The sequence below is a fragment of the Planctobacterium sp. R6 genome (assembly GCF_055755215.1).
Map to the genome: position 1 here is coordinate 1 of NZ_JBVTQY010000073.1, position 8,885 is coordinate 8,885.

An 8,885-nucleotide genomic window follows, 5' to 3' on the forward strand; every position below is an offset into this window, starting at 1 on the left:
TCACTCAAACCTGTCATCCACCCCCTGTCTAACAATACGAAAAACTGAGGCGACAACTATCCTGACACAGGGGGCTGCTCAGGTTGCACAGGTAATGTGAATTCACTAGAGAACAGCACCTCGACAATGTCCTGGTCAAAGTTGTAAGGGATGCCCATTGCAGCGCGCTCTTTAACACCTGCACCTTTGACAATAGTGTGGTCCAGTTCAGTTTCCATTAGAGCAATACGATCCAGTCCAGCCGGATCAATACGTTCAAGCGTGGCCAATGAGTGTTTGTTCAGGAAAATACAGCGTGCACAACTGCAGCGCGAAAAGCCGAGGTAATAGACCGGATGTGGCATAATATTCCAACGCCTGATCTTCTCCCATACGGCTTGCTCATCCACCTTCAGTGCCGGGCGGTAATGGTCAACCCAGCGAGCAGAAGAACGTTTGACACCAATGCGTTCACCGGCCTTGTTGCGAATATCACTGACGTTAGTACGATGGATTTCTTTCTCCAGATAACGGGACCGGTTTTTACTTTCCTCGGCCCGCTCACCTGTGACGCATAAGACCTTCATGCTTTGCAACTCAGTGGATTTAATCAAATACTTTGCGGCGACTTCAATTTTCAGGCTGGGCGAGCACCAACGCGTCTTCAGATCGGCGCTGGTGGATGGCCATCGACGTCGAGTATTTGGCAATGCTCTTACGGGCGGGTAACTATGACGTCCGTCCCTGTCAGTGAAAATTATTGGCTGAGATACACTGTTATGTTTCAGCAACTCGCCTTTAAACCCACCTTCGCGCCAACTTTCACGGTAGTTTACCCCGAGGTGCTGCGCGACTTTACGACAATAGTCACGAGATACAGGCCAATCCATAAAATGGTCTTGGGTATCACCATCAATTAAATGGTGATGTACCTCAATTTTCTTTCGGTCGACCCCCTGATCAAGCATCTCAAGCAGGCAATACAGGGAATCTTTACCACTGAAGAACACAATCACCCGATCGTAATCAGATAACGGTAAAAGCTCTATTTCAGTTGACAGTGCTCGTTGGCGCTGAGCAAAAACCGGATCTACCAAAGATAATTTAGTAATTGCGCTCACAACCTCTCTCCGAATCGTATAACATACCCATATAATACGCATTTAATACCCCATGTCAATAACTTATTTACACATCCTTGATTTATATTATCAGACACCTCTACACTGACTGTATCGGCAACTTAATATAATCTCGCACGTGTAAGTTGGGAAATGCAAAACAACCAAAATACGTATTACATACACTTGACGAAAAGACTTTAAGTGTATAACATACCCCTTAAATAACAGGAGAACGATATGTATATTTACTTACCCGCAACTTACGGCATTCAGGCCGGTTATCCGATGTACTCTGCAATGGTTAAGCTCAGTGAGTTGGCGAATGTGTGCGTCTTCGATGACAAAGACCTGCCTGTTGAGTACAGGCAACAGCGAGATATTAATGAAAAGCGAGTGAAGGAATTTTCATTGTATGTATTGAAGAATCCAGAATCATATGTGACCGGAGCACTTACCGGGACTGTGGACAATCGGGCTGATTTTATTTCGTTGGAAAGCCAATTTGTAGATGGGTTAGGTGTGATAAAAATACCCGCTGAAATGAAACTAACCCTGGCAGACGGGCAGCATCGTGAAGGTGGGTTAAAAGAAGCTCTTCAGATGAACCCGGCGCTAAAAGATGAATCTGTGCCGATCACCTTATATTTTGCAGATACCATCGAGCGCAAACAACAGATATTTGCTGACTTGAATGGACACAGCGTGAAGCCATCGAGCAGCCTGTCCATCACTTTTGACCATCGAGGAGATTTAAATACCTTTATCAAAGAAGTGTTAGAAGAGGTACCAGATTTTAAGAAAAAGGTTGATATGGCATCAAACTCCGTAGGTGCCCGTTCCACCAAAGCATGGCCACTGGTATCAGTGAAAAAGGCTTTTACCTATTTTCTTGGTATGACTGAGAACCAGTTTTCATCTGAAGTCGAAAAGCCCCAGGTCCGAGAGCGCGTAAAGGAATTACTGATACGATTCATTAACCATTTGCATCATCTGCAACACTTTAATGCGATGCTCAAAAATCAGATGGATATGACTGAGCTCAGAACAGACTACATCACTTCCCATGCCGTCTTTTTGGAGGCCGTTTTCTTGTGGGGGTATAATCTTCTGAACCATATGAATGACCAGGGTAAGGAAGACTGGTCATTCATGCAGGCACTATCAAAAATAGATTTGACGAAAATGCATGATAACTGGATCGGTCGTTGTGTGGATTTTAATGGCAAGATGAACAAATCTACTTTTGGGGTTAAGTCGACTGCAGCACGCTTGTGTCAGTTGACCGACATTCCAATGAGCGAAGATCTTCAAAAAGTGGAAACATCAGTAGCCCAGGCGAGAGACAACGCTAATGCGCCACTTAATCGCTAAAATAGTCCCACACCTTATCCAGGCATGCTTACGAAAACCTATATGAAGGGAGAGGATACAGTGCAATGGATTTATAACGATGGTGGTCGTAAAAATTATTATAAAGGCGCAGCCAGAGATTGTGCAGCCCGGGCGATGGCAATAGCGTTAAGCAGGGACTATCAAGAATGCTATAAGGAGTTGGCGATGCAGGCAAAACGTAGTTCCGGAGTTTGCTCTGCCCGAAATGGGATCAAAAAGAGCGACTTTAATGCCGTGCTGATAAGATACGGTTTTATCTGGCACCCTGCCCCAGCGTTTGCTGACAGAAAAGCCCGTTGTGCCGATTTAACCGGAACCGTTATCGCCAGGCAGGCAAAGCATTTTGTCGCAGTTATCGACGGGGTTGCCTTCGATACCTTTAATTCAACCCACAAGATGGTATACGGGTACTGGGGCCGGCCTGAACAACATAAACCTTGATAAGGTGGCAAATGCACACATTATACCTGTAAAAATACCCTACTGGAGAATGACAAGTTGACACAGCTTAATATAGCCGACCCGATTAGATTTAATCTGCTTAGGGAACGAACAAAAGCTAATGGTGAAACAGCCAGAGTCGTAATTGAGCGCGCTATTGCTATGATGCAGCATTATTACCCTGAGCAGGATGGTATAGGGATGTTGAGTGAATTAACTGGCTCTGAGACCAGGAACATTAAGGATGTAATATCACGAAATAAAGAGGGAATGGTGTGGAGAGTAAATAGCCTGACAATGGACGTACTGTCAATGTACAAAAAAAGTGATATTGCCCTAAGCCTTGAGATTATCAAAAACGAAAACAGGACACCTGCTCAAATTAGCGAGCCAGTTAAAGCCACCATTATACTCGATGAACTCAAAACACTCCTTGGGCTGGATGCCAGAGCAAACCTGTTACCGCTAGTAAATTGCACTATTGATAATATGAAAAGAGTGTGCAAAACCACGCCAAATTCTTTTGGATGGCGGCTTGCAAGACACTGGATCAATACACTTTCGGCACTGGCACAATCTCAGTAGAAAAAACACCGGGGCCGAAGCAAGCAGATTTCTGTAGAGTAACACCATGCCTGTGCCGTAAATATCTGAAAAATCGCGTAAAGACCAGTGTCAAGTATCAAAAATTTACAGTTATCAACAAAACAGTTTATAACCTTGTGAATAAGCTGTGCACAACACGGATGAAACTTTTTGCTGTAAGGCGCTTACACAGATTGATTAAAAATTAACCAGCCATATGGCAGTTGGCCTTTCTCAGCGTTATCATACTGATTTATATCGTTATTAAATTTCTGCACATTATGCGGCTTTTATCCCCGATAAACCTCACTTGTTTACACCCCGCAAATGGCACATTTCTTTTCGCTGGCAGCATTCATAGATAGACAGGGCGTGCCATATTGACGTTTTACATATTTTATCTGGCTCCACGCCTGCGAAATATTTTTAAGCTGGTTAGAGTGATTAAACATTTCCTACGCTATATCTTTGCTCATATTGAAACATTTAGAATTTCACTCCAAGTAAGGCAAATAAAATCATAAAAAAGAATGGAGAATAACTTGCAATAGTTCCCATTGGGAATCATACTTGTATTCAGGTTAATCAATTACATCAAACACTATGAACATGGATACTCTGACTCAGCAAAGTTTAGAAGCAGCAATCATAATCACTGGTAAGCCTGCAAGTGATGCACATACCCAAAGCGTCGCATTTAAGCTTGCATGTGCTGCAATGGCTAATGAAAAAAAGGTGACTAAATGTTCATAGGTGATCCTAAACATATGGTGGAATCAGATAAAAGCTACAGAAGTGGTAAATCTGACACTGCTAATTACATCCTTAAAAACATGGTTCAAGGTGCCAAATTTTTTAGAGAGAACTATCAGTCCAAACCAAATGATATTGAATACGCTAAAGTAGCAAGGTATGTCGAAGAAACTTTAAATGTTTCGTTTGCTATTGCAGACGCAAAAATGCTTTTAGAGATTTACCCTCGCGCCAGAATTAAGGTTGCGAAGTTCGGTATTGAAGATACTGATGTAAGAGAAGAAATTAGCTTTGCAATATCTCATTTCTTCCTTGGTTGCGATTGGCCTGGTAGCGATGATGTAGACCATGAAGAGTTCTGTAACTTGCTAACTAGACAAGCAGTAGAGGCTGGTTTTGAACCTTTAACCAACAAATAGATCACGTAGGAGATTTTATGGCTATCGATTGGGAATCAGTAGGCGATAAAGCGTTTAATGTCCAAGATCCGCATTGTGGATTTTGGACGGAAGACGGTTTTACAAACGACCAACACAAGGCGAAAACTTACACTCGTTCAGAGTTAATCGACGAAGAAAAACAAGTGATTATTAATCACGGTTGTCGCCTTTTGTCAGCATAGGGAACTTTGTAAATGGAAGAGTTAGACGACTGGACACCAGAGCAAGAGCAAGCGTGGAAAGAGTTTGAGGCTACTTTACCGAACATGCAGGCCTGCTCCATTTGCAAGAAAAACCTTGTTAATGTAAACGCTGGTGAGGACACTTGCTTTAGCTGCCTTTCTCAGCAATAAGTAATCAAAAATAAACTGAGTGAGCAATGGATATTAACTAGACCAAATACAAACCCGACAACACGGAATTAGATGGGCGATATTGGTTGGCTGAGAACTGTGGCTCAAAGATTAGATCAGGCGAAAAAGATGACGACTAGCAATATTGAAGAACGCTTCCATCAGAAATGTACTGAACTTAAAACATCAGGTGATTTAGCTAGCGCAATAGAGCGAGACGATCAGGGCAATTGGGTTGGAATAATCCTAGTGAAAAACTATGAATATTCCGATCTAGAAGACCAAATACACTGGGCTAAATCAGTTAAATACTGAGATGGAACTTATATGTAGCAGTAAGTCTGCCTCGTAAGCGCTGGTGAGTTAATTAAGTAGAGTATGAGTTATGACGAACGAGTCCAGTTATGATCCTGGGGAACATGGCATTCGCTTTAACGAAAAGTGTCCGGTTAGATAAATGGAAAAATGGTTAGTATTATTACTATTGCTTCCTATCCTCGTTCACGCCACAGGGGGCGCACAAGGTCAGATTGGCAATCCAGAAGGGGCTGAGGCCCATGACTTGTTATACGTATTGATTGGATTGGCTGCATTGGTTGCTATTTATAAAAAGTTTAAAAAATAGGAAAGATTGACCGATGGACATTGGGCCTGGAACGCAAATGTGCACCAGTCAAATTGACAAGACCACTGCCCACCTTACATAACACCCTCCCCTCCTCAAATGTAGATAAGTAGCGCATTGTTTGAGCGCGGATCCACTACTAAAAACGAGCGCAATGCCATTCCCAAAGCTGGCCAAGGGGGGCTTAATTCATGGTATAACCGGTTGGGTAAATATGGTTGGTTATTGTTGCGGGATATGGTGCCGAAGAAAATGAAGGCGTTACCTGTCAAAACAGGTAACGAATGATATTATTCAGCTGGTTGATGCGCGCAATAACCTGTCAATTTCAGCGCATATCAGTGCGCCGGCCTTTACCAGGTTCTTTACCGGATCAGTGGATGGTTTCCATGCTGACGCCATAAAAGGAAAACTACTTTGCAAATCAATCCGCAATATTGAACACTGCAAAGCACAGTAACATAAAGCGGCATCCACCAGCTCACAATAGTTCAGCGTGTCATCATGTTCAAAGCTGTAACCTTCGCAACGAACCTGTCGCATACGCTCCTCTTCTATAAGCACCGCCCCGTCAATCAGTGCTAGTTCATTATGTGGTAAAGTACGCTGTAGCCGGTCAATTTCAGCCGCAATTAAGGCTCCCGCTTTAACCAGATTACCAACAGGTTGAACAACCGGCTTATACTCAGTCTCATCAAAAGGGAACACCTGCTCCACATCGATATCAAGACTACCATGTGGCGCAGCATAACAAATCGCCGCAGATAACAGTTCAGACTGAATTAGCTCATCATCGTTTGTCACTGCATATCCTTCTTCACATATCTGACGTCGACGCTCCTGCTGAATACGTGATGCTCCATGAAATTCGGGAAAATCTTCCTGGTGAGAATAAATACTCGCATTAATACGCTGACTAATTGCTGGCCAGTCTTGCTCGTTAATAATTGCGGCGGCTTGATCAAGTCTGACCAAAAGACTTGCAAGCTGGTGAGTTGGGAAGTCGGATTTTACCGACATGGGTCCAATGGAGCCTTCGGTTTTAAAACCATCAATATGATGCTGTTGCATTTCAAATAAGAGAATATTTAGCAGCACCTGCGCAGACAAGCTATCAGCGTCAGGATGGTGTCGATTAAATTGCACCAGATGTACCACAATATCTTGCAGCTGCGACATTGACATCCTGGCCAATGACCGAGACGGTTGTTGCTCAAACAGTTCTCCCGCTACCGGTGCCCCCTGAACACTAACCAGATAAATATCATCCTGATGATAATCGTAATCTACGACCTCACCTTTGCTTATTGCACTATCAAGCATATGCTTTAAGGCCTGATCTATGGATAAGTTGTTTCGAGAACACCGCGTGGAAAGAGCTACCCGCAGAGATACGACAGCGTGTTGCTCACCCGGGATAATAGAAATGTTGTTCATAATACTCCCCTAAAATAATGATATGGCCAACTGCCTACACATGCTTATTAACTGGCGCGTTGTACCTTACGTTGTTTTCTTTGTCAGATCGGTGGTAATGATGATTTGGTCAACACACCCTATATGCTGAGGCATTTGATAACCATTACCGTTAAATGTAAGTCGTTGAATTTCAGACATCGCCAGACTCTGACAAGAGGCAATATGTAATCGTAATGAATCGGACACTATGAGCGTCTTAATTTGCTCTGCCAGGCTTCGTGATTCTATTGTTGTAATCACCAGCCTACCCTGCCTCTGTCTGGATAAAAAACGTAACAATGGTGTCACTGACTCAATAGCTTGCGGCAGCAGCGTAGTTACGAGATTCACATACAACTGATGACCAGATTTTGATGTCGATTGTAATTTCATTCAGTATCACTCCATGTGACATGACACGATTAAGATTCAGTTAAACGACCTCACAACATTCAACACTAAGGACAGATATTAACTGCAATATGCTGCTTTTTGTCGTGAGTAAATGTTTGTAAGTTGTCGGGAAAGCCTGTCATTCTGGGCCTAAGTTTCCACCACTCATTGAATCCACCGGACATATTTATATTATTCAGTTTACGAAGGATGACTTTGACGTTGTATTTCTTATTGTGCTCTATCGTAAAGTGACCTGCGCTATGAAAGCGAAATAGCGCGCCATCACTGCACCGCACAAAAAACAGTTTTTCCAGATGGGATTTACAATTCTCCGCACCATCTTCATTCAGCACCTTGGCTCGATGGCAATAAACAAGGTCTGCATCAACACGACGGTCTATCAAATTTTCCAGATGTGCAATCGCATTACTTACTGGTTCTATAGATAAATTTAGAGCGATACTGGTCACACTCATTAACAATAAAAACAATAACAAAGCAGCAATCTTCACAATTTGGCCCACCCAAAAGTCATAATTTGAGGAAAAAAGTAACACAAGATCATACTTAATACAATATTATATTGTATTTTGGCGTTGTAATTTTCTCATTTTTTAAAATACACACCCCTGAAAAGATATTCCTCAACGGTTGAGGTTTTATAAATCATTAATTCAAAAAAGCAAAATGTAATTATATTATCGACACACAGAATGAAATTATTATAATTACATCAATCAAGCAATCTATGGACTTTATGATGACCAAAACAATAAAAAGTACGGATTTAAAAAATCACGATGTGGCCATTGAATTAGCTGAAGGTATTTCTGAAATGATTGCCGCAGGGAGACTGACTGAATCCGATATCCCCGAAGACTTTTATTGGTTAACGAATAAGCTCGCTCAGATTGGTGAGTCAACAAACGGTATTTGAAAACATCTATCCATGAGGGAGCACAGTTGCTGATATCACAGATAACGCTGGGACCTCCATCCAACAAAAAATAAATCAGGGTTCCAGCGGCACCTCTGAAAAAAGGAAAATGCTATGCACTATCAACTCGACTCCATGAGTAACTGCATTACCAGTTTTGGTACCCTGGTCAATAGTATCGAAGCTAATAGTGAATACTGGAGACAGAATACATCAGCTTCAGAACGAAAGCGTCGAGGTCAGCAATTTACTCCACCAGCAATGGCCGTACAATTATGTTCTATGTTACCAAACATGACAGTTAAACAGTCGAAGGTGGCTGACCCCGGCGTTTTTCAAGGTAGTTGTCGCCTAAGCCGTTAAGCTGCTTCTTTTTTGCTCTCCGGATTAAGTTCCACAACA

At 42.5% G+C, this 8,885-nt stretch carries 15 protein-coding genes; 11 read left to right on the forward strand and 4 right to left on the reverse strand.

Going from position 1 to position 8,885, the window contains the following annotated elements; all coding sequences use genetic code 11:
- Positions 1–56: 56 nt before the first annotated feature.
- Positions 57–1,100, reverse strand: a complete 1,044-nt coding sequence (locus AC0J20_RS22685) for an adenine nucleotide alpha hydrolase family protein (RefSeq protein ID WP_473023493.1) — start codon at positions 1,098–1,100, stop codon at positions 57–59.
- A 240-nt stretch (positions 1,101–1,340) separates the two neighbouring features.
- Here AC0J20_RS22685 and AC0J20_RS22690 point away from each other — a divergent pair, with 240 nt between their 5' ends.
- The 9 genes from AC0J20_RS22690 (at position 1,341) to AC0J20_RS22730 (ending at position 5,980) form a co-directional block, all read left to right on the forward strand.
- On the forward strand, positions 1,341–2,474 hold the full coding sequence (locus AC0J20_RS22690) for a DNA sulfur modification protein DndB (RefSeq protein WP_473023495.1): 1,134 nt from the start codon (positions 1,341–1,343) through the stop codon (positions 2,472–2,474).
- A gap of 60 nt (positions 2,475–2,534) precedes the next feature.
- Positions 2,535–2,936 carry a hypothetical protein gene (locus tag AC0J20_RS22695; protein ID WP_473023496.1) on the forward strand — a complete coding sequence of 134 codons (402 nt, stop codon included), beginning with the start codon at positions 2,535–2,537 and terminating at the stop codon, positions 2,934–2,936.
- A gap of 57 nt (positions 2,937–2,993) precedes the next feature.
- A complete protein-coding gene (locus AC0J20_RS22700; protein ID WP_473023497.1) occupies positions 2,994–3,521 on the forward strand; it encodes a hypothetical protein in 528 nt (175 codons plus the stop codon).
- 743 nt (positions 3,522–4,264) lie between these two features.
- On the forward strand, positions 4,265–4,693 hold the full coding sequence (locus AC0J20_RS22705) for a hypothetical protein (RefSeq protein ID WP_473023498.1): 429 nt from the start codon (positions 4,265–4,267) through the stop codon (positions 4,691–4,693).
- Positions 4,694–4,710: 17 nt separating this feature from the next.
- Positions 4,711–4,896, forward strand: a complete 186-nt coding sequence (locus AC0J20_RS22710) for a hypothetical protein (protein WP_473023499.1) — start codon at positions 4,711–4,713, stop codon at positions 4,894–4,896.
- Positions 4,897–4,908: 12 nt separating this feature from the next.
- Positions 4,909–5,067 (forward strand): hypothetical protein, encoded by a 159-nt coding sequence (locus AC0J20_RS22715; protein ID WP_473023500.1) that lies wholly within the window; start codon positions 4,909–4,911, stop codon positions 5,065–5,067.
- Positions 5,068–5,139: 72 nt separating this feature from the next.
- Positions 5,140–5,382: a hypothetical protein gene (locus AC0J20_RS22720; protein WP_473023501.1), complete on the forward strand. Its 243-nt coding sequence runs from the start codon at positions 5,140–5,142 to the stop codon at positions 5,380–5,382.
- 142 nt (positions 5,383–5,524) lie between these two features.
- On the forward strand, positions 5,525–5,692 hold the full coding sequence (locus AC0J20_RS22725; protein ID WP_473023502.1) for a hypothetical protein: 168 nt from the start codon (positions 5,525–5,527) through the stop codon (positions 5,690–5,692).
- A 117-nt stretch (positions 5,693–5,809) separates the two neighbouring features.
- Positions 5,810–5,980 (forward strand): hypothetical protein, encoded by a 171-nt coding sequence (locus tag AC0J20_RS22730; protein WP_473023503.1) that lies wholly within the window; start codon positions 5,810–5,812, stop codon positions 5,978–5,980.
- Between the two features lie 6 nt (positions 5,981–5,986).
- On the opposite strand, the gene AC0J20_RS22735 is transcribed toward AC0J20_RS22730, so the two are convergent.
- From AC0J20_RS22735 to AC0J20_RS22745, 3 genes are all read right to left on the reverse strand, one after another.
- Positions 5,987–7,129 (reverse strand): hypothetical protein, encoded by a 1,143-nt coding sequence (locus AC0J20_RS22735; RefSeq protein WP_473023504.1) that lies wholly within the window; start codon positions 7,127–7,129, stop codon positions 5,987–5,989.
- Positions 7,130–7,195: 66 nt separating this feature from the next.
- Positions 7,196–7,543, reverse strand: coding sequence for a hypothetical protein (locus AC0J20_RS22740; protein WP_473023505.1), 348 nt, complete (start codon positions 7,541–7,543; stop codon positions 7,196–7,198).
- 65 nt (positions 7,544–7,608) lie between these two features.
- Positions 7,609–8,058, reverse strand: a complete 450-nt coding sequence (locus AC0J20_RS22745) for a hypothetical protein (RefSeq protein WP_473023506.1) — start codon at positions 8,056–8,058, stop codon at positions 7,609–7,611.
- 248 nt (positions 8,059–8,306) lie between these two features.
- Here AC0J20_RS22745 and AC0J20_RS22750 point away from each other — a divergent pair, with 248 nt between their 5' ends.
- Together AC0J20_RS22750 and AC0J20_RS22755 are read left to right on the forward strand one after the other, a co-directional pair.
- A complete protein-coding gene (locus tag AC0J20_RS22750; protein WP_473023507.1) occupies positions 8,307–8,483 on the forward strand; it encodes a hypothetical protein in 177 nt (58 codons plus the stop codon).
- A gap of 114 nt (positions 8,484–8,597) precedes the next feature.
- Positions 8,598–8,846 (forward strand): hypothetical protein, encoded by a 249-nt coding sequence (locus tag AC0J20_RS22755; RefSeq protein ID WP_473023508.1) that lies wholly within the window; start codon positions 8,598–8,600, stop codon positions 8,844–8,846.
- The last annotated feature ends 39 nt before the right edge of the window (positions 8,847–8,885 follow it).

Excerpts from the sequence above, each read along its gene's own strand:
- AC0J20_RS22725 (WP_473023502.1), top strand. The coding sequence starts at position 5,525 with ATGGAAAAATGGTTAGTATTATTACTATTGCTTCCTATCCTCGTTCAC.
- AC0J20_RS22715 (WP_473023500.1), top strand. The coding sequence starts at position 4,909 with ATGGAAGAGTTAGACGACTGGACACCAGAGCAAGAGCAAGCGTGGAAA.
- AC0J20_RS22755 (WP_473023508.1), top strand. The coding sequence starts at position 8,598 with ATGCACTATCAACTCGACTCCATGAGTAACTGCATTACCAGTTTTGGT.
- AC0J20_RS22750 (WP_473023507.1), top strand. The coding sequence starts at position 8,307 with ATGACCAAAACAATAAAAAGTACGGATTTAAAAAATCACGATGTGGCC.
- AC0J20_RS22740 (WP_473023505.1), bottom strand. The coding sequence starts at position 7,543 with ATGAAATTACAATCGACATCAAAATCTGGTCATCAGTTGTATGTGAAT.
- AC0J20_RS22705 (WP_473023498.1), top strand. The coding sequence starts at position 4,265 with ATGTTCATAGGTGATCCTAAACATATGGTGGAATCAGATAAAAGCTAC.
- AC0J20_RS22710 (WP_473023499.1), top strand. The coding sequence starts at position 4,711 with ATGGCTATCGATTGGGAATCAGTAGGCGATAAAGCGTTTAATGTCCAA.
- AC0J20_RS22720 (WP_473023501.1), top strand. The coding sequence starts at position 5,140 with ATGGGCGATATTGGTTGGCTGAGAACTGTGGCTCAAAGATTAGATCAG.
- AC0J20_RS22690 (WP_473023495.1), top strand. The coding sequence starts at position 1,341 with ATGTATATTTACTTACCCGCAACTTACGGCATTCAGGCCGGTTATCCG.
- AC0J20_RS22735 (WP_473023504.1), bottom strand. The coding sequence starts at position 7,129 with ATGAACAACATTTCTATTATCCCGGGTGAGCAACACGCTGTCGTATCT.